The organism is Streptomyces sp. NPDC001443, assembly GCF_053597355.1.
This window is the reverse complement of sequence record NZ_JBSFIA010000061.1, coordinates 1-19,366: the sequence shown is the minus strand read 5'-3', so window position 1 is coordinate 19,366 and position 19,366 is coordinate 1. Positions and strand designations below refer to the sequence as shown.

General features: G+C 72.4%; 15 protein-coding genes. 12 read left to right on the top strand and 3 right to left on the bottom strand.

Annotated elements, in window-relative coordinates:
* Nucleotides 1–33 precede the first annotated feature (33 nt).
* Nucleotides 34–558 (bottom strand): cysteine dioxygenase, encoded by a 525-nt coding sequence (locus ACWC24_RS38705; protein WP_450667602.1) that lies wholly within the window; start codon nt 556–558, stop codon nt 34–36.
* Between the two features lie 676 nt (nt 559–1,234).
* Here ACWC24_RS38705 and ACWC24_RS38700 point away from each other — a divergent pair.
* From ACWC24_RS38700 to ACWC24_RS38690, 3 genes are all read left to right on the top strand, one after another.
* Nucleotides 1,235–1,498, top strand: a complete 264-nt coding sequence (locus ACWC24_RS38700; RefSeq protein WP_003975777.1) for a WhiB family transcriptional regulator — start codon at nt 1,235–1,237, stop codon at nt 1,496–1,498.
* A gap of 249 nt (nt 1,499–1,747) precedes the next feature.
* Nucleotides 1,748–5,512, top strand: a complete 3,765-nt coding sequence (locus ACWC24_RS38695; protein ID WP_450667601.1) for a glycosyltransferase — start codon at nt 1,748–1,750, stop codon at nt 5,510–5,512.
* Complete coding sequence (locus ACWC24_RS38690; RefSeq protein WP_450667600.1) at nt 5,509–7,074, top strand: DUF5719 family protein; 1,566 nt, start codon at nt 5,509–5,511, stop codon at nt 7,072–7,074. Before ACWC24_RS38695 ends, ACWC24_RS38690 begins: the two co-directional genes overlap by 4 nt.
* Nucleotides 7,075–7,142: 68 nt before the next feature.
* Here ACWC24_RS38690 and ACWC24_RS38685 read toward each other — a convergent pair whose 3' ends face one another.
* A complete protein-coding gene (locus tag ACWC24_RS38685) occupies nt 7,143–7,592 on the bottom strand; it encodes a metallopeptidase family protein (RefSeq protein ID WP_152894380.1) in 450 nt (149 codons plus the stop codon).
* Nucleotides 7,593–7,873: 281 nt separating this feature from the next.
* On the opposite strand from ACWC24_RS38685, the gene ACWC24_RS38680 reads away from it, so the two are divergent.
* The 8 genes from ACWC24_RS38680 to ACWC24_RS38645 all read left to right on the top strand — a co-directional run bounded on the left by ACWC24_RS38680 (nt 7,874) and on the right by ACWC24_RS38645 (nt 16,819).
* Entirely contained in the window at nt 7,874–8,296 is a 423-nt protein-coding gene (locus ACWC24_RS38680; protein ID WP_152894381.1) for a DUF3499 domain-containing protein, read from the top strand.
* Nucleotides 8,297–8,461: 165 nt separating this feature from the next.
* Nucleotides 8,462–9,826 (top strand): phosphomannomutase/phosphoglucomutase, encoded by a 1,365-nt coding sequence (locus tag ACWC24_RS38675; protein ID WP_450667599.1) that lies wholly within the window; start codon nt 8,462–8,464, stop codon nt 9,824–9,826.
* Between the two features lie 682 nt (nt 9,827–10,508).
* Nucleotides 10,509–10,679, top strand: coding sequence for a Trm112 family protein (locus tag ACWC24_RS38670; protein WP_450667598.1), 171 nt, complete (start codon nt 10,509–10,511; stop codon nt 10,677–10,679).
* Nucleotides 10,680–10,708: 29 nt separating this feature from the next.
* Complete coding sequence (locus ACWC24_RS38665; RefSeq protein WP_450667597.1) at nt 10,709–11,842, top strand: SIS domain-containing protein; 1,134 nt, start codon at nt 10,709–10,711, stop codon at nt 11,840–11,842.
* Between the two features lie 65 nt (nt 11,843–11,907).
* Nucleotides 11,908–13,059 (top strand): mannose-6-phosphate isomerase, class I, encoded by a 1,152-nt coding sequence (gene manA, locus ACWC24_RS38660; RefSeq protein ID WP_450667596.1) that lies wholly within the window; start codon nt 11,908–11,910, stop codon nt 13,057–13,059.
* Nucleotides 13,060–13,198: 139 nt separating this feature from the next.
* Nucleotides 13,199–14,179: a cation diffusion facilitator family transporter gene (locus ACWC24_RS38655; protein ID WP_450667595.1), complete on the top strand. Its 981-nt coding sequence runs from the start codon at nt 13,199–13,201 to the stop codon at nt 14,177–14,179.
* Between the two features lie 389 nt (nt 14,180–14,568).
* A complete protein-coding gene (gene ahcY / locus ACWC24_RS38650; protein WP_450667594.1) occupies nt 14,569–16,026 on the top strand; it encodes an adenosylhomocysteinase in 1,458 nt (485 codons plus the stop codon).
* Nucleotides 16,027–16,204: 178 nt separating this feature from the next.
* Nucleotides 16,205–16,819, top strand: coding sequence for a hypothetical protein (locus ACWC24_RS38645; protein ID WP_450667593.1), 615 nt, complete (start codon nt 16,205–16,207; stop codon nt 16,817–16,819).
* 105 nt (nt 16,820–16,924) lie between these two features.
* On the opposite strand, the gene ACWC24_RS38640 is transcribed toward ACWC24_RS38645, so the two are convergent.
* Nucleotides 16,925–17,905 carry an RDD family protein gene (locus ACWC24_RS38640; protein WP_450667592.1) on the bottom strand — a complete coding sequence of 327 codons (981 nt, stop codon included), beginning with the start codon at nt 17,903–17,905 and terminating at the stop codon, nt 16,925–16,927.
* A 130-nt stretch (nt 17,906–18,035) separates the two neighbouring features.
* On the opposite strand from ACWC24_RS38640, the gene ACWC24_RS38635 reads away from it, so the two are divergent.
* Nucleotides 18,036–19,043: a stage II sporulation protein M gene (locus tag ACWC24_RS38635; protein ID WP_450667591.1), complete on the top strand. Its 1,008-nt coding sequence runs from the start codon at nt 18,036–18,038 to the stop codon at nt 19,041–19,043.
* Nucleotides 19,044–19,366: the final 323 nt, after the last annotated feature.

Genomic DNA, 19,366 nt, shown 5'->3' with positions numbered 1-19,366 from the left:
GCGTCTGTCGTGTCCGTCACGCCCGCGCGCCCGTCACGTGCGTACGGCGTCCCGTCGATCGCGGGTCGCCGGCGCCGAGCACCGTGCGGTGTGCATCGGCATCTCGGTCAGACCCGGGAAGTAGACGTGCAGGCTGACCGCGGGCTCCAGTGTGTCGTTCACCACCTCGTGGGCGTACCCCGGCGCGAACACTCTCTCCCGGTCGCGCCCGTCGCCCGCGCCCAACGTGCGCGTGCCGCGCTCGGTGCGCTCGGTGAGCGTGCCCTCCAGGACGGTCATCACGCCGGAGGAGGGGCCGTGGTCGTGCAGCCCGCTGCCCTGTCCGGGGACCCAGGACAGCAGCCACACCTCGTAACCGGGGCCGGTGCGCAGCCGGTGGTACCAGCGCGTGGTGGCGTCGTACCGGACCAGGTGGGACCACTGGGCGCGGTCGGCGGCGATGGAGCGGGCGAGCCCGACGAAGTCGGCCACGGTGGCCGGGTATTCGCGCGGCGGCTGGAGGAGGTGCGGGACTTCGAGGATGTCGCCCGCGATCTGGAGGTCGCTGTCGCTGTTCATGGGTGCGGTGGTTCCTCGGCGGAGAGTGGGGGGTGCTGGCTGGGTGTCGCGTGCCGTCCGCCCGGATCGCGGACGAGAGGAGTGCCCTGGTGCGGGCATGGGAACAAGCAGCCGAGTCACGGTGGACTCAGTGGCAGCCGGAGCGCGATGGGCTCAACGGCTACAACAGCAACAGCTACAGCGAGCGCGGGCAGCACCGTGGGACCCGGCGGTGCGGGTCGAGGTGAGGGCCGAGTTCGCGAGCATGCCCACAAGGACAGCGGTTCACACCTTCACTGTCAACTCGACGCCCGGTATGTGGGACATGTTTCACCTCATCCGGTTCATCTCCCGGGTGAAAGGTTTGTTCATACGTCCACCGGGACACAAGGCGCACAACCGGGCGCGCCGGCCTCGTCGCGCGCGTCGGAACGAGATCGAACATCTCGGCGTCCTTCTTCGTGCAGGATCCCGCGCCGGACCGGGAGGTCCGTGCGGGGCTCGTCTGCGGGTCAAGGTTTATGGCGATTTGAACACTTTCCGCATGACCTTGGTTCCGCAGAGTGAATAAGGGGCCCAATAGCAGATCTCGGCTTGACTCGCCCGGAGCAGCACACTTGTAATTTCACTCGTGTCGTTCAGCCGAGAACGGTGACGGCCACGACACGGGGACGCGAAAGACAGACGAGGGGCGCACATGACCGAGCTGGTGCAGCAACTGCTGGTCGACGACGCGGACGAGGAACTCGGCTGGCAGGAGCGCGCGCTGTGCGCCCAGACCGACCCCGAGTCCTTCTTCCCCGAGAAGGGCGGCTCCACCCGCGAGGCCAAGAAGGTCTGCCTCGCCTGCGAGGTCCGTTCCGAGTGCCTCGAGTACGCCCTCGCCAACGACGAGCGGTTCGGCATCTGGGGCGGTCTGTCCGAGCGTGAACGCCGTCGGCTGAAGAAGGCCGCCGTCTGAGCGGTCCGACTTGGATCACTACGGCCCGGTACGGTCCGGTGCCTCAGGCGGTTCATCGAGGTCAGAGGTCGGAGAACAGAGGACAAGCGAGTACATAGGCCGCGAACGGCCCGTCGCGGGTGGGTTGTCCACAGGCGGCGGGCCGCTGTGCTGCCCAGCCGATAGTGTGGTCGCTCGTCCGAGACGCACCGCTGTCCCCCGTGGGCACAGGCGTCCACCGCAGTCCACCGAACCGGGGCCCGTACCTCGATGTCCGTGCACAGCCACACGGCAGCTCAACAAGACGCTGCCACCCCTGAGTTCCCGCGCCACGTCGTGACGGCGGTCCTCGTCGCGCACGACGGTGCCCGCTGGCTGCCCGACGCGCTCGCCGGGCTGCTCGGCCAGGAGCGCCCCGTGCAGTTCGCGATGGCGGCCGACACCGGCAGCGCGGACGAGTCCGCCCTGCTGGTCGGCGACGCCCTCGGCGACGACCGCGTGCTGCACCTCGCCCGGCGCACCGGCTTCGGCCAGGCCGTCGAGGAGGTCAACCGCGCGGCCCCCGTCCTCACCCCGGACGAGCTGCCGTACCTCAAGCGCCCGAGCGGCTGGGACCCCGTCACGCGCAGCTGGCGCGACGACAACTACGACCTGCCGGAGCTCCCCCACGGAGAGCCCGTCCAGTGGCTGTGGCTGCTGCACGACGACTGCGCCCCCGAACCCGACGCGCTGGCCCAGCTGCTGCGCGTCGTGGAGAACGAGCTCGAACTGGGACGCGACGACGTGGCCGTCGTCGGGCCCAAGCTGCGCGGGTGGTACGACCGCCGACAGCTGCTCGAGGTCGGCGTCACCATCGCCCACTCCGGCCGCCGCTGGACCGGCCTGGACCGCCGTGAACAGGACCAGGGACAGCACGACCACATCCAGCCGGTGCTGTCCGTCTCCACCGCGGGCATGCTGATCCGGCGCGACGTCTTCGAGGAACTCGGCGGCTTCGACCGCCGGCTGCCCCTGATGCGTGACGACGTCGACCTGTGCTGGCGGGCCAACGCCGCCGGTCACCGCGTCCTCGTCGCCCCGGAGGCGGTCGTCCGGCACGCCGAGGCGGCCTCCCGCGAGCGCCGCGCGGTCGACTGCGCGGGCCGCACCGCGGCCTCCCCGCACAAGGTCGACAAGGCCGGTGCCGTCTACACCCTGCTCGTCAACACGCGTACGGCCGTACTGCCCTGGGTCCTGCTCCGGCTCGTCCTCGGCACGCTCGTGCGCACCGTCGCCTACCTCGTCGGCAAGGTGCCCGGTCAGGCCGTCGACGAGATCCGCGGTCTCCTCGGCACCCTGCTGCGGCCCGAGCGGATCATCGCCGGGCGGCGCAGGCGGGGCAGGCCCCAGGTCGACAAGGACGAACTGCGGCCGCTGTTCCCGCCGCCCGGTGCGACCGTACGGGCCACCGTGGAACAGGCGGCGGGCAACTTCTTCAGCGGCTCCGACCCCGATGCCGTCTCCGGTGCGGGACGCCACGGCGGAGCCGTCGAGTCCGGTCCCGGCGGCGACGACGCCGACTTCCTCGAGGTCGAGCAGTTCGCCCGGCTCAAGCGCATCGCCCGCAACCCCGGCCCGGTGCTCTTCCTGGTGCTGCTGCTGGTCTCCCTGGCCGCCTGCCGCGGGCTCCTCGGCTCCGGCGCGCTCGCGGGCGGCGCCCTGCTGCCCGCCCCGGCCGACGCGAGCGAGTTGTGGTCGCGCTATCTGGACGCCTGGCATCCGGTGGGCGCGGGCGGCACCGCGTCCGCACCGCCGTACCTGGCGATCGTGGCGACGCTCGCCTCGCTCCTGCTCGGTTCGACCGGACTGGCCGTCACCGTCCTGCTGGTCTGCTCGGTGCCGCTGGCCGGCTTCACCGCCTACTTCGCCTCCCGCCCGCTCGTCGAGTCGAGCCTCCTGCGTGCCTGGGCGGCCGTCGTCTACGCCTTCCTGCCAGCCGCCACCGGCGCGCTCGCGGGTGGCCGCATCGGCACCGCCGTCCTGGCCGTGCTGCTGCCGCTCATCGCCCGCGCGGGCGTCGCGGCCGGCGGCCTGGCGAGCGCCTCCGGTGCCCGCGGCAGCTGGCGCGCGACCTGGGCGTACGCACTGCTGCTGACGATCACCACCGCGTTCACCCCGATCGTGTGGCCGATCGCGCTGGTCCTCGGCGTCGCGGTCCTGGTGGTGCGCCGCGGCGACCTCCCCGCCCACGCCCTGCGCCTGCTGGTCCAGCTCGGCACGCCCCTGCTGGTCCTCGCCCCCTGGTCGCTGTCCCTGCTGCCGTTCGGCTTCTTCCAGCAGGCCGGACTCGACTACGGCGCCTCGGCCGCCTCCGCCCTCGACCTGCTCGGCGCCAGCCCGGGCGGTCCCGGCACGGTCGACGGGCTGATGCTCATCGGCATCGTGCTGGCGGCACTGGCCGCACTGGTCCGCTCCGAGCGCCGGTCAGGCATCTGGAAGGCCTGGGCGGTCGCCCTGGTGGGCCTCGTCTTCGCGGTCCTGTCCAACGGCTCCACCTGGGCCGGCCCGGCCACCCTCGTCTACGGTCTCGCCCTGCTGTCGGCCGCGGTGCTCGGCGCGGACGGCGCACGCGCACGGGTGGCCGAGATGAGCTTCGGCTGGCGTCAGCCGGTGGCCGCGCTGATCGTCTTCGCCTCGGCCGCGGGCCCGCTGCTCGTCGCCGCCGGCTGGATGATCGGCGGCGCCGACGGTCCGCTGGAGCGGCGCGACCCGGTGCAGGTGCCCGCGTTCGTCGCCGAGGAGGGCAGCACCCGTGACCAGGCCCGCACCCTGGTCCTCGACAGCGACACCACGGCCCGCGTCGGCTATGTGCTGGTCCGCGGTTCCGGCGCGCGCCTCGGCGACGCCGAACTCGCCGCGGCCCAGGGCGAGAACGACAAGCTCGACAAGGTCGTCGCCAACCTCGTCGCCGGCTCCGGCGCCGACCAGGCCGACCAGCTCGGCGGCTTCGCCGTGCGCTACGTCCTCGTCCGCAAGGGCGCGCCCCGCCAGGTCAGCCGCGTCCTGGACGCCACCCCCGGCCTGTCCCGGCTCAGCGAGCAGAACGGCAGCGCGCTGTGGCGGGTCGACCAGGAGGTCTCCCGCGCCGCCGTCGTCACCAAGTCCGGCTCGGGCACCCCGACGCCGGTCGCCGCCGGACCCGTCGAGATCCACACCACCGTGCCGTCCGGCTCCGACGGCCGCGTCCTGCGGCTGGCCGACTCCGCGGCCGACGGCTGGACCGCCACCCTGGACGGCAGGCCGCTCACCCGCACCACCGTCGACGGCTGGGCCCAGGGCTTCGAACTCCCCGCCTCCGGCGGGAAACTGGACGTCACCTACGACGACCCGATCACCCACACCGCCTGGATGTGGGCCCAGGGCTCCCTGGCCGTCGTGCTCGTCGTGCTGGCCCTGCCCGGCCGGCGCCGGGACGTCGACGACGACCTCCCCGAGGAGCCGTCGTTCGCCGCCGAGGCCGCCTCCGGCGAGGGCCGTCGCGCCCGCCGGCTGCGCGCCCAGGCCGAGGCCGAGGCCGACAGCGGTCTCGACCCCGAGACGGGCGAGTTCGGCGAGGACGACGGGTTCCCGGCCCCCGGGCCCGAGGAGACCCCCGTCATGGTCCCCCGCCAGCAGTCCTACGACACGGGGGCGGACCAGGACGAGCGGAACCAGGCCTGGGAGGGCGAGTCGGCGGGCTACCAGGACGCCGAGTACGACCCCTACAACGACGAGCGGCAGTACGAGGGCGCCCAGCAGTACCAGGCGGCCCCGTACGACCCGACGTACCAGGCCGATCCCTACCAGGCCGACCCGTACCAGGGCGGCCAGGGCGGCCAGTACGACCCGTACGCCTACGGCGGCGGCCAGTCCCGGCAGGCGTCGTACGACCAGATGTACGACGAGACGTACGAGCAGACGTACGACCCGACGTACCAGCCGGGCTACGACCTGCCGTACGACCCGACGCAGCCGCACGGCAACGGCAGTGAGCGCCCCGACGGGAGTCAGCAGTGAACCGCACCACCCTGTCCCTGATCGCCGGGACGGCCGCCCTCGCCGCCGTCACCGGGTTCGCCGCGCTCAACCCGCCGGACGCCGTCGGCGCGGACACCGCCAAGGCGGCCGCCCAGCAGCCCGTGGAGCGCACGAGCCTGCTCTGCCCGGCGCCCAGCACCTCCGACATCGCCGACACGTCGTACACGTCCTTCACGCCCGTCACCAAGGGCACCAGCAGCAGCGGCACGGCCGAACTCCAGTCCGCCACGCAGGAGTCTGCCGACGACACCGGCAGCGCCAAGAGCGACGGCAAGACCGACGCCAAGGACACCAAGTCGGACGGCAAGAGCGCCGGCGACGACGCCAAGACCGACGGGAAGAAGGCCGCCAAGCCCGTCCTGACGCCCAAGGAGCCCGGCACGCCTGCCGTCGGGGACACCTCCGGCGGCGACACACCGGGGCTCCTCGGCACCGCCGAGGGGAAGTTCGCGCCCGGCTGGACGGTCCAGGAGACCACTCAGGTCGCCGTCGGCAGCGGCCGCGGCCTGCTGGGCGTCAGCTGCACGCCCCCGGACACCGAGTTCTGGTTCCCCGGCGTCAGCACCCTCGCCGACCGCACCGACTACCTTCACATGACCAACCCCGACGACTCCGCCGCCGTCGTCGACATCGGGCTCTACGGCAAGGGCGGCGCCCTGGAGTCGACCGTCGCGGACGGCATCACCGTCCAGCCGCACTCCAGCGAACCGATCCTGCTGTCGACCCTCACCAGTGAGAAGCAGGACGGCCTCACCGTGCACGTGACCGTCCGCAGCGGGCGGATCGGCGCCGCCGTGCAGGCCCTGGACGACAAGCTCGGCGGCGACTGGCTGGCCGCGGCCGCCGATCCGGCGGACAGCCTCGTCATGCCCGGCATCCCCAAGGACGCCACCGACGTGAGCCTGGTCGTCTTCACCCCCGGGGACGCGGACGCCGACCTGAAGGTGCGACTGGCCTCCCCCTCCGGCCTGATCACCCCCGCCGGGCACGAGACGCTGCACGTGAAGTCCCGTATGACGACCACCCTCGACCTCGCCGACGTCACGCGCGGCGAGGCGGGCTCGCTGGTCCTGACGCCGACGGGTCAGTCCGTACCGGTCGTCGCCGCGCTCCGGGTCGTCCGCGGCAAGGGCAGCGGGCAGGAGACGGCGTTCATCCCCGCCACCAGCCCGGTCGGCACGCGCGCGACGGCCGTCGACAACAGCGCCAAGGGCACCACCCTGTCCCTGACCGCCCCCCAGGGCACCGCGCAGGTCAAGGTCACGGCGTCGGCGGGCAGCGGCGGCGGCAGCGCGCAGAGCAAGACGTACACCATCAAGAGCGGCACCACCCAGGACGTCGAGCTGCCGGTCCCGAGCGGTCTGAAGGGCACCTACGCGCTGACCGTCGAGCCGGTGTCGGGCGGCCCGGTCTACGCGGCCCGCACGCTCGCGGTGACCAAGGACGACGTCCCGGGCTTCACGGTGCAGACCCTCCCGGACGACCGGGGGACGGTGGCGGTGCCGGAGGCGGACCAGGACCTGTCAGTGCTCCAGAAGTAGAGCGGCGGACCCCCGGCCGGTCCGGACCCCCGGACCGGCCGGGGGCCCGGACCCTCCGCCGGGGCGGCTCAGTCCTCCCCGTACCGCGGATCCACCGTCTCCGGCGTCAGCCCCAGCAGCTCGGCGACCTGCTCGACGACGACCTCGTGCACCAGCGCCGCCCGCTCGTCGCGCCCCTTCGTGCGGATCTCGACCGGACGCCGGTACACCACGACCCGCGCCGGCCGGCCCTCGCGCGCGGGAATCGTCCCGCCCAGCGGCACCGCCTCGTCGTTCCAGGGTTCGCCCGGCCCGTCCAGCCGAGGCACCTCCAGCACGAGGAAGTCGATGTCGGCGAGCTGGGGCCAGCGCCGCTCCAGGCGCTCCACCGAGTCCTGCACCAGATCCGCGAAGACCTCGGCCCGGCTCGCGGCGAGCGGCACCTGGGGCGGAGCGATCGGGCCGCGGATGCCGCGCCCGTGACGATCACGGCGGCGCGGTCCGGGGCCGCCGGCGGGGGGCGGTACGGCGTTGTCCATCACCGCTGAAGCGTAGACCCCGTGGGGGCCGCCCGCCCGGCCCCCACGTGACATCCGGCCCATCTGCGCGGCGTGTTTCGAGATGACCATTCCAGTCAAGGCCCGGCTCGTTTCCGTACCCCTTCGAGACCGTCGATCTCAAGACAATTGACGGTGTTTGTACGGAGTCGTGACCGGATGCGGGCCCTCCCGAGGTCCCGAAAACGGGGGTCGACGCAGGTCGGCAAGGGGTGTCAGGAGGGGTGCGGGGAGCGTTTCACGACACGACACGGTGGGGTGACCTGGGGGAGAGTCGTCGCGGCCCGCTCAAGAGTGCGGTACCGTCCAACGTCGTGAGCCCTGTACGTCGCTGTTCGCGCACCGCCTGCGGCCGACCCGCCGTTGCGACGCTGACGTACGTCTACGCCGACTCGACCGCGGTCCTCGGCCCGCTCGCCACCTACGCCGAACCCCACTGCTACGACCTGTGCGCCGAGCACTCCGAGCGCCTCACCGCCCCGCGCGGCTGGGAGGTCGTCCGGCTGCTGGACGCCTCGGCTCCCGCCCGGCCCAGCGGCGACGACCTGGAAGCGCTCGCCAACGCGGTGCGCGAGGCGGCCCGACCCCAGGAGCGGGCGGCCGGCGGCGGGGGAGCCCGTGCGGCCGACCCGATGGAGGTCGCGCGCCGCGGCCATCTGCGGGTGCTGCGCTCCCCGGACAACTGACCCGCCCGGACCGGATCCCGACCTGACCTGACGTCATCCGATCCGTCGTCCGACCTGACGTTACGGCCGGAGGTCCACTTCGCGTCCACTATGCGTCCACACCGTGCGTCGTCGTCCCGTACGGGTAGTTTGGGGCGACCGACAGGACTTTCAGAAGGGTTGGCCGTGGCTGCTGATCTGTCACAGATCGTGAAGGCGTACGACGTGCGCGGGGTGGTCCCGGACCAGTGGGACGAGACGCTGGCCGAACTGTTCGGGGCCGCCTTCGTCGAGGTGACGGGCGCGGACGCGATCGTGACCGGCCACGACATGCGGCCGTCGTCGCCCGGCCTGTCCCGTGCCTTCGCGCGGGGCGCGGCGGCCCGTGGCGCCGACGTCACGGAGATCGGCCTCTGCTCGACGGACCAGCTGTACTACGCGTCAGGCGCGTTCGACCTTCCGGGCGCGATGTTCACGGCCTCGCACAACCCGGCCCGCTACAACGGCATCAAGATGTGCCGCGCGGGCGCGGCGCCCGTCGGCCAGGACACCGGCCTGACGCAGATCCGTGAACTGACCGAGCGCTGGACGGAGTCGGGTGCCCCCGCGCCGGCCGCGACGCCGGGAACCGTCACCCGGCGCGACACGTTGGAGGATTACGCGGCCCATCTGCGCTCCCTCGTCGACCTGACCTCGATCCGCCCCCTGAAGGTCGTCGTCGACGCGGGCAACGGCATGGGCGGTCACACCGTGCCCACGGTCCTCGCGGGCCTGCCCCTGACCGTCGTCCCCATGTACTTCGAACTGGACGGCTCCTTCCCCAACCACGAGGCGAACCCGCTGGACCCGGCGAACATCGTGGACCTCCAGAAGCGGGTCCGCGAGGAGGGCGCCGACCTCGGCCTCGCCTTCGACGGGGACGCGGACCGCTGCTTCGTGGTCGACGAGCACGGCGACCCCGTCTCGCCGTCCGCGATCACCGCCCTGGTGGCCGCGCGCGAACTGGCCAGGAACGGCGGCGCGGGCGTCGTCATCCACAACCTCATCACGTCGTGGACGGTCCCCGAGGTGGTGAAGGAGCACGGCGGCACCCCGGTCCGCACCCGGGTCGGCCACTCGTTCATCAAGGCCGAGATGGCGAACTCGGGCGCGATCTTCGGCGGCGAGCACTCCGCCCACTACTACTTCAAGGACTTCTGGAACGCCGACACCGGCATGCTGGCCGCCCTGCACGTCCTGGCGGCCCTCGGCGGCCAGGAGGGCCCCCTGTCGGGCCTGGTGGCGCAGTACGACCGCTACACGGGCTCCGGCGAGATCAACTCCACCGTCGCCGACCAGGCCGACCGCATCGCCGCGATCCGGGCGGCGTACGGCAGCCGCGAGGACGTCACCCTCGACGACCTGGACGGCCTGACCGTCGCGACCTCCGACTGGTGGTTCAACGTCCGTCCCTCCAACACCGAACCGCTGCTCCGCCTCAACGCGGAGGCACGGGACGCGGCGACGATGGCGCGCGTGCGCGACGAGGTCCTGGCGATCATCCGCGCCTGACCACCACGCGCACACCACGGAGCGGCGGGGCGAAACCCACGGCACCCCGCGACAGCGACAGCCCCGCCGCCCGCCGGCCGTGCCCGCCGGCCGTGCCCACCGGCCGTGCCCACCGGCCGTGCCCGCCGGCCGTGCCCGCCGGCCGTGCCCGCCGGCCGTGCCCGCCGGCCGTGCCCGCCGGCCGTGCCCGCCGGCCGAGTCCACCGATCCGCGCCACTGGGCACGCCCACCGGCCCATGCCATGGGCCCACGTCACCGTGCACGCCCCCGGTCCGCGCCCCCGGTCCGTGCCCCCGGTCCGCGACATGAGGCCACGCCCCGCCCGGCCTCCGTGGTCTGGTGTCCGCTCCTGCGTGGGCCTCCTCGTCCGGCCTCCCCGGCCTTCCCCGAGCGGGCCTCCCCGCCTGACCTCAGCGGCTTTCTGCGCGCCACCGCGTGGCCTCCCCGCCCGACCTCCGTCGTCCCGCCGGACCTTGCGTGGCCGTCCCGCCGGACCTTGCGTGGCCGTCCCGCCGGACCTTGCGTGGTCGTCCCGCCGGACCCTGCGTGGCGGTCCCGCCCGACCCTCCGTGGCCCTCCGGCCCGACCCCCAACACCCCGCCCCCACCGGCGGTACCCTGACCAGGCACATCCGCACACGCGCGCGCATACCCGCGCACGCACCCGCCGAAAGGGACCGCCCATGCCGCTCGAAGCCGGCCTCCTGGAGATCCTCGCCTGCCCGGCCTGCCACGCGCCCATCGAGGAGCAGGACACCGAACTGGTCTGCACCGGTCAGGACTGCGGTCTGGCCTACCCCGTCCGCGACGGCATCCCCGTCCTCCTCGTCGACGAGGCCCGCCGCCCCGCGTAACGACGACCGGCGATCGGAGACTGCCGCCCATGCTCGACGAATCGCTGCTCGACGCACCGGAGGCCCTCGCCGAGGCCGACCGCCGCGCCCTTCTGCGCGGCGCCGCCGAGGCAGGCGCCCGGGTGCGCACGGCCGCCCGGCACGCCGCCGAGGCGGGCGTCCACGACCTCAAGCCCGACGGCCGCCCCCGCGCGGTCCTCATCGCGGGCCCCGGCGCCGCCGCCACCTGCGCCGCCGACCTGCTCGGCACCCTCGCCGGCGCCGGCAGCCCGGTCACCCGGCTGGCCCCCACCGGCGTCGCCCCCGCGTCCGGCGCCCTGCGCTGGGAACTCCCCGGCTGGGCAGGCTCGGTGGACCTGCTCCTGATCGCCACCCCCGACGGCACCGAGCCGTCCCTCTCCCTCCTCGCCGACCAGGCCTACCGCCGGGGCTGCTCCGTCGTCGCGGTGGCCCCCGCCGCAACCCCGCTCGTCGAGGCGGTGGCGGGCGCCCACGGTCTCTTCGTACCGATGGCGACCGCCCCGTACGACGAGACCGACGAACCACCCCTCACCGCCTCCGCACCCGGGGTCTTCTGGGCGCTGCTCACCCCGCTGCTGGCCCTCCTGGACCGCGTCGGCCTGCTCACCGCGCCGCCCGACGCCGTCGAGAAGGTCGCCGACCGCCTCGACCACATCGCCGAACGCTGCGGTCCCGCCATCGCGACCTACAGCAACCCCGCCAAGACCCTGGCCGCCGAACTCGCCGACTCGCTCCCGGTGATCTGGACCGAGGGCGTCTCCGCCGGCCCGGCCGGCCGCCGCTTCTCCGCGGCCCTCGCCGAACTCGCGGGCCGCCCCGCCCTCGTGGCCGAACTGCCCGAGGCGCTCGCCGCGCACAACGCCCTGCTGGCCGGCCCGCTCGCCGCCAGCGCCGACCCGGACGACTTCTTCCGCGACCGGGTGGAGGAACCGCCCGCCTTCCACGCGCGCGTGGTGCTGCTGCGCGACCGCCCCACCGGCGGCCTGTCCGCCGCCCCCTCCGCCCGCGACCTGGCCCTCAGCCACGACACGCCGATCAGTGAGCTGGAGCCGGAGACCGGCGGCGAACTGGAGACCCTCGCGGAACTGATCGCCATCACCGATTTCGCCGCCGTTTACCTGGCGCTCGCCTCCGGTGCCTGATCCTTGGTCCGCACCTTCCGGCCGGCGCTCGCCGCACCGCGTACCCACGGAGACCGAAACTCAGCATGGACCGCCTCGACAACACCGTCCGCCCCTACGCCTGGGGTTCCGTCACCGCCATCCCGACCCTGCTGGGCGTCGAACCCACCGGTGAGCCGCAGGCGGAGATGTGGATGGGCGCCCACCCCGGCGCACCCTCGCGCACGGATCGCGGCACCCTGGTCGAGGTGGTCGACGCCGACCCCGAGAAGGAACTCGGCGCGGCGGCGGTGGCACGGTTCGGCCCCCGCCTCCCCTTCCTCCTCAAGCTCCTCGCGGCCGGCGCGCCCCTCTCCCTCCAGGTCCACCCCGACCTGGCGCAGGCCAAGGAGGGATACGCGCGGGAGGAGCGCGACGGCGTGCCCGTCGACGCGCCCCACCGCAACTACAAGGACGCCAACCACAAGCCCGAACTGATCTGCGCGCTCACCGAGTTCGACGGGGTGTGCGGTTTCCGCGACCCGCTCCGGGCCGCCGACCTGCTCGACGGCCTCGGCGTCGGCTCCCTCAAGCCGTACGTCGACCTGCTGCACGCCCACCCCGAGGAAGCGGCCCTGCGCGAGGTGCTGACCGCGATCCTCACCGCCGACCGCGAACAGATGGCGCACACCGTCGCCGAGACCGCGGCCGCCTGCGACCGCCTCGGCGGCGACTACGCCCCGTACGCGGGACTCGCCCACCACTACCCGGGCGACCCCGGAGTCATCGCCGCGCTGCTGCTCAACCACGTCAGGCTCCAGCCCGGCGAGGCCCTCTTCCTCGGCGCCGGCGTCCCGCACGCCTACTTCGGCGGTCTCGGTGTCGAGATCATGGCCAACTCCGACAACGTCCTGCGCTGCGGACTGACGCCCAAGCACGTGGACGTCCCCGAACTCCTGCGCGTCGTCCGCTTCGAGGCCGCCGACCCCGGCGTGCTGCGCCCGGAGGCGTCACCGGACGGCGAAGAGGTCTACGAGACCCCCATCGACGAGTTCCGGCTGTCCCGGTACGTCCTCGCCGACGGCGGCCCCGCCCGCGACCTCACCCGGACGGCCCCGCAGATCCTGCTCTGCACGGCCGGAACCGTACGGGCGGGCGAACACGACCTGCCCCCCGGGCAGTCCGTGTTCGTCCCGGCGGGTGAAAAAGCCGAAGTGTCCGGTGCCGGTACGGTGTTCAGGGCCACCGTGATCGTCTGAAACGGGCTGCGCGGGTGGCCTGCCGCGGCGCCGTCGGACCGGGCTGCAACAATGTCCCACCGGCAAAGGACGGGCAAAGCCACCCGCGGGCGGCGCCCCGGACGGCGTACGCACGAAGGCGAAGGGACAACGCGAACACATGAGCGCGTCAGGCGGCACCAAGGCGATCGTGGCGGCACTCGGGGCCAATCTCGCGATCGCGGTATCGAAGTTCGTGGCGTTCGCGTTCAGCGGCTCGTCCTCGATGCTCGCCGAGGGCGTGCACTCGCTCGCCGACTCGGGCAACCAGGCCCTGCTGCTGGTCGGCGGCAAGAAGGCACAGCGTGAGGCCACCCCGCAGCACCCCTTCGGCTACGGCCGCGAGCGCTACATCTACGCCTTCCTCGTCTCCATCGTCCTCTTCACGGTCGGCGGCATGTTCGCCATCTACGAGGGCTACGAGAAGATCAAGCACCCGCACGAGATCGAGCACTGGTACTGGCCGGTGGGCGTGCTCGTGTTCGCGATCATCGCCGAGGGCTTCTCCTTCCGCACGGCCATCAAGGAGTCGAACGAACTGCGCGGGGCACTGTCCTGGTCGCAGTTCATCCGTCGAGCCAAGGCGCCCGAGCTGCCCGTGGTCCTCCTGGAGGACTTCGGCGCCCTGATCGGTCTGGTCCTCGCCCTCGGGGGCGTCGGCCTCGCCCTGCTCACCGGCGACGGCGTCTGGGACGGCATCGGCACCGTCTGCATCGGTGTCCTGCTCGTCCTGATCGCCCTCGTCCTCGCCGCCGAGACCAAGTCCCTGCTCCTCGGCGAGGCCGCGGGCACGGAGGAGGTCAGGAAGATCGAGGCCGCGATCGTCGACGGTGACACGGTCACCCGCGTCATCCACATGCGCACGCTCCACCTCGGCCCCGAGGAACTGCTGGTCGCCGCGAAGATCGCCGTCCAGCACGACGACACGGCCACCGAGGTGGCGAAGGCCATCGACGCCGCCGAGGCCCGTATCCGCGAGGCCGTCCCGATCGCCCGAGTGATCTACCTGGAGCCGGACATCTACAGCGAGGCCCAGGCCGCCAAGGGCCCGAACCCCGCGGCGACGCCCGGCGGCCCGACCCCGGGCGCCTCCGGCCACTGATCCCGGCCGACATCCCGTTCGACCGACGGAGCCGCACAGGCCACGGCGGCGGTACGACACCGCCGCCCGACCTGGGCGGCGACCTCCGATCCACCCCCGGCCGGGCCGGGCACGCCCCCTCTTCCGCGGCCGAGATCGGCCGGGCACGTCCCGAGACGGACTGGGTCGGGCGGTCCCGCCGGTGTAGCTTGGGGTGGAGTCAGACGTCGCTGCTGATGGCGGTCGGGCGGTCCCGGTGTGGACCGTCCGAGGGAGAGAGGGCCTCCGACGGACGGACTGCGCTGCGCGCACACGCTGGCATGCCTGTGCCCCTTTCGGGCACCCCTGTGTCCGCCGCCGCGCAGAACAGCCCTATCCACCTCGCCCCCGATACCGAGGAGCAGCCCGCAATGACGACTGTCGACAACCGACAGGACTTCAAGGTCGCCGACCTCTCCCTGGCCGAGTTCGGCCGCAAGGAGATCACCCTGGCCGAGCACGAGATGCCCGGCCTGATGTCCATCCGCAAGGAGTACGCCGAGACGCAGCCCCTCGCGGGCGCCCGCGTCACCGGCTCCCTGCACATGACGGTGCAGACCGCCGTTCTCATCGAGACCCTGGTCGCCCTCGGCGCCGAGGTCCGCTGGGCCTCCTGCAACATCTTCTCCACCCAGGACCACGCGGCCGCGGCCATCGCCGTCGGCCCGAACGGCACGCCCGACGACCCGCAGGGCGTCCCGGTCTTCGCCTGGAAGGGCGAGACCCTGGAGGAGTACTGGTGGTGCACGGAGCAGGCGCTGACCTGGCCGAACAGCCCCACCGGCGGCCCGAACATGATCCTGGACGACGGTGGTGACGCCACCCTCCTCGTCCACAAGGGCGTCGAGTACGAGAAGGACGGCAAGGTCCCCTCGCCCGACACCGCCGAGTCCGACGAACACCGCGTCATCCTCGAGCTGCTGAACCGCACGATCACCGAGGGCTCCCAGAAGTGGACCCAGCTCGCCTCGGAGATCCGCGGCGTGACCGAGGAGACCACGACGGGCGTCCACCGCCTGTACGAGATGCAGCGCGACGGCGTCCTGCTGTTCCCCGCGATCAACGTGAACGACGCGGTGACGAAGTCGAAGTTCGACAACAAGTACGGCTGCCGGCACTCCCTGATCGACGGCATCAACCGCGCCACCGACACCCTGATCGGCGGCAAGACCGCCGTCGTCTGCGGCTACGGCGACGTGGGCAAGGGCTGCGCGGAGTCCCTGCGCGGCCAGGGCGCTCGCGTGATCATCACCGAGATCGACCCGATCTGCGCCCTTCAGGCGGCGATGGACGGCTACCAGGTCACGACCCTCGACGAGGTCATCGACAAGGCCGACATCTTCGTCACCACGACCGGCAACAAGGACATCATCATGGCCGCGGACATGGCCAAGATGAAGCACCAGGCGATCGTCGGCAACATCGGTCACTTCGACAACGAGATCGACATGGCCGGCCTCGCCAAGATCCCCGGCATCGTCAAGGACGAGGTCAAGCCGCAGGTCCACACCTGGAAGTTCCCCGACGGCAAGGTCATCATCGTGCTGTCGGAGGGCCGTCTGCTGAACCTGGGCAACGCCACCGGTCACCCCTCCTTCGTCATGTCGAACTCCTTCGCGGACCAGACGCTGGCCCAGATCGAGCTGTTCGCCAAGCAGTCGGAGTACCCGATCGGCGTCTACACGCTGCCCAAGCACCTCGACGAGAAGGTCGCCCGGCTCCACCTGGACGCGCTCGGCGTCAAGCTGACGACGCTGCGCCCGGAGCAGGCGGCGTACATCGGCGTCGAGGTCGAGGGCCCCTACAAGTCCGACCACTACCGCTACTGAGTCCCGGCCCGCCCGCGGTGAGCGCGTCCACGAAGTCGGCGCGCTCCTCCGCAGCGGACCCCAGCACCTCCGAGGCAGGCCCCCGCACCCCCGTGTCGGGGGCCTGCCCCATTGGTGCCCCCCGGCCGGAACCGCCCGTCACGACGCTCCGGCCAGCCCGTCAAGACCCAGGACCCCCATGCCCCGCGGCCGTTATTCGCTCCACGATCCGCACGACCACACCCCCCTCGCACAAGAGCACTTCCACTGCGCCCCCGGCCCCTCCGGCTGGCGCTACGTCTCCCAGCTGACCTCCCCCTCGGGAGAGCACACCGGCTCGGTCGACCTCGCCCTCGACGAGCTGGGCCGCCCCATCCGACTCGAACTCCACGCGAGGGGCTGGCAGGTCCGCGGCGCCGCCCTCGACGGCGTCACCTGGGTCCGTACGGACCCCACCGGCGCTCATGCCGCCGAAGGCAATGTCCCCGCGCACGCCTTCACCGGCACCTCCCCCGCGTTCCTCGTCGCCACCGCCCGGCTGCTGCGCCTCACCCCCTCCGCCGCCGCGACCCGGGTACGCCTGGTCGCCTTCACCGACCCGGTCCTCGCCCCGCGCACCGTGGACCAGTCCTGGGCCTTGGTGAAGAGAGAAACACATGCCACTGACAGTGGCCCCCTGACCGTGGACGAGTACCAGGTCACAGCCCTGGACACCGGCGAGCAGCATGCCGTGCACCTCGCCGGCGACGTGGTGGTCGCGGCTCCGGGGATCGAGCTGGAGGACCTGGAATCGCCGCCGTCGGTGTTCACCTGAGGCGAGGCACCACCGGCCGCCCGGGACTGCCGGGACTGCCGGGACTGCCGGGGCCGTCGGCAGGCGGCGGACAGAAGGAGTGGCCGGGCCGGTGGCCCGCGGAGATCACGCGGGTGGCGCGAACCCGGAGGAGGGGCGGTCGGACGACGTCGCCGCCGAGGAGCCGGACGACGTGTCTCCCGACACCGTGGGCCCACCCGTCGCCCCGTGCGACGGGGGCAGAGGAGCGGAAGGCGCGGGAGCCGGAGCTGCGGCCGGAGCCTGAGCGGGGGGCACGGGGGAGGCCTGCGCGCCGTACTCGACCGGCACCCCGCCGGCGGGTCCCGTGGTCGGGGTCCCGTTCCCGAAGGCCCGTCGGACCTCCCGCGCCTGCCGTTCCTGCACCACCGCCGCCAGATAAGCGGCGGGCACCACCCCCTGCGGCACCGGAGCCCCCGTACGGTCCGCGAGGTCCGTGGCGAGCCGTGCCGCCATGGCCCAGCCGACCTGCGGGTCCAACTGCCGCATCCGCGTCAGGTACTGCCGGATCGCAAGCCACAGGTCATCGGGTACCGAGGACAGATCGAGCCCGGAGAACCGCCCGGCGAGCCAGGGCGGAGGCGGCGGCACGAAACTGGTCTGTGCCACGGGCACCCGCTCGCGTACGACCAGGGTCCCGGCGAACACGTCCCCGATCCGCCGCCCCCGCGCCGACACGAGCGAGGCGATGACGGCCACCACCCCGAGCGTCAGCAGAATCTCGATCACACCGACCGCACCCCGTACCAGCGCGTGCCGGAACCGGATGGGTCCGCCGTCGTCGCGGACCACGCGCAGCCCGACCGCCATCTTTCCGAGCGAACGCCCGTGGCTGAGCGTCTCCACCGCGATCGGGCCGCCCACCAGCACGAGAAGGAACGCCGCGATCGACACCGCGATCTGCGCGGCCTCGTCCAGGGAAGCCGTGGACAGCACCAGGACCACCATCACCGCGACGTAGACGACCACGTCGACGGCCACGTCGAGCAAGATGGCCAATGCCCTGCTGGGCAGCCTCGCGGGGCGCAGCTCCAGAGCCACCGCCTCGCCCGTCACCAGCTCACTCACGTCCGCCGTCCCTTCCCTGACCTGCCCCGAGAACGGTCAGTCTGCCAAGCTGAGGGCGCATCGCGCCGCAGTACGAAAAGCCGACACCACGACGAGCCGCCGACGAACAGCTCAGGAGCAGGCAAAACCGATGGACCTCGACGTCTTCGTCTCCGCCCACCGAGCCGAGTGGGACCGCCTGGACACCCTGCTGAAGCGCCGGCGCCGGCTAACCGGAGCCGAGGTCGACGAACTCGTCGTCCTCTACCAGCGCACCGCCACCCACCTCTCGCTGATCCAGTCCAGCGCTCCTGATCCACAGCTGACCGGCAGGCTCAGCCAGCTGGTGGCGCGCGCGCGTGGCGCGGTGACCGGCACCCGTACCGCGTCGTGGCGCGACGTCACCCGTTTCCTGACCCAGGGCTTTCCCGCCGCGGTCTACCGGTCCCGGCACTGGTGGGTGCCGACCGCGCTGGTGTCCACCCTGGTGGGGGTACTGCTCGCCTGGTGGATCGGCACCCACCCCGAAGTGCAGTCCTCCATAGCGGCCCCCAGCGAACTGCGCGAGCTCACCCGCCCGGGAGGCGAGTACGAGACGTACTACTCGTCCCATCCGGCCGCCGCGTTCGCGGCACAGGTCTGGACGAACAACGCCCAGGCCGCCGCGATGTGCCTGGTCCTCGGTGTCTTCCTCGGCCTGCCCGTCCTGTGGATCCTCTTCGAGAACATGCTGAACCTCGGCGTCGGCCTGGGCCTGATGTCCTCCGCCGGACGGCTGGACACGTTCCTCGGACTTCTCCTCCCGCACGGTCTGCTGGAACTGACGGCGGTCTTCGTCGCCGCCGGCACCGGTCTGCGCCTCGGCTGGACCCTCGTCGACCCCGGCCCGCGCAGCCGACGTACGGCCCTCGCGGAGGAGGGACGCGCCGCAGTGGGAATGGCGATCGGGCTCGCCCTGGTCCTCTTCGTCTCCGGTGCGATCGAAGGTTTCGTCACGCCCTCGGGCCTGCCGACCTGGGCCCGCATAGGCATCGGCGTGGCCGCTGAGCTGGCCTTTCTCGCGTACGTGTACATCCTGGGCGGCCGTGCCGCCCGTGCCGGGGAGACGGGCGACATCGAGGAGACCGAGCGCAGCGCGTCCGTGCCGACGGCCGCCTGATGTGCGAACACCCCTTCAGAGCTGTTAATCTCTTCTTCGCCCCGCAAGAGCTGTTGACGCAGCTCGCGTGGGGAGGTAGATTTGAGCAGTTGCCTGGAACTGGACGTGATCCGGTCGGCGACGGTGAGCAGTCTTCCTGCTCCTTGGAACATTGATTCCGGGAAGCTCCGATTCACTCGGAATGGATGGCCGAAACAAACGGCCCGAAACTTCTGATAAAGTCGGAACCGCCGGAAAGGGAAACGCGAGAGCGGGAACCTGGAAAGCACCGAGGAAATCGGATCGCGAAACGGTCTGATAGAGTCGGAAACGCAAGACCGAAG

Bases quoted from the DNA above. Each gene is read 5' to 3' on its own strand.
- ACWC24_RS38685 (WP_152894380.1), bottom strand. From the start codon at position 7,592: ATGGACAACGCCGTACCGCCCCCCGCCGGCGGCCCCGGACCGCGCCGC.
- ACWC24_RS38655 (WP_450667595.1), top strand. From the start codon at position 13,199: ATGAGCGCGTCAGGCGGCACCAAGGCGATCGTGGCGGCACTCGGGGCC.
- manA (WP_450667596.1), top strand. From the start codon at position 11,908: ATGGACCGCCTCGACAACACCGTCCGCCCCTACGCCTGGGGTTCCGTC.
- ACWC24_RS38670 (WP_450667598.1), top strand. From the start codon at position 10,509: ATGCCGCTCGAAGCCGGCCTCCTGGAGATCCTCGCCTGCCCGGCCTGC.
- ACWC24_RS38665 (WP_450667597.1), top strand. From the start codon at position 10,709: ATGCTCGACGAATCGCTGCTCGACGCACCGGAGGCCCTCGCCGAGGCC.
- ahcY (WP_450667594.1), top strand. From the start codon at position 14,569: ATGACGACTGTCGACAACCGACAGGACTTCAAGGTCGCCGACCTCTCC.
- ACWC24_RS38700 (WP_003975777.1), top strand. From the start codon at position 1,235: ATGACCGAGCTGGTGCAGCAACTGCTGGTCGACGACGCGGACGAGGAA.
- ACWC24_RS38695 (WP_450667601.1), top strand. From the start codon at position 1,748: ATGTCCGTGCACAGCCACACGGCAGCTCAACAAGACGCTGCCACCCCT.
- ACWC24_RS38645 (WP_450667593.1), top strand. From the start codon at position 16,205: ATGCCCCGCGGCCGTTATTCGCTCCACGATCCGCACGACCACACCCCC.
- ACWC24_RS38635 (WP_450667591.1), top strand. From the start codon at position 18,036: ATGGACCTCGACGTCTTCGTCTCCGCCCACCGAGCCGAGTGGGACCGC.
- ACWC24_RS38705 (WP_450667602.1), bottom strand. From the start codon at position 558: ATGAACAGCGACAGCGACCTCCAGATCGCGGGCGACATCCTCGAAGTC.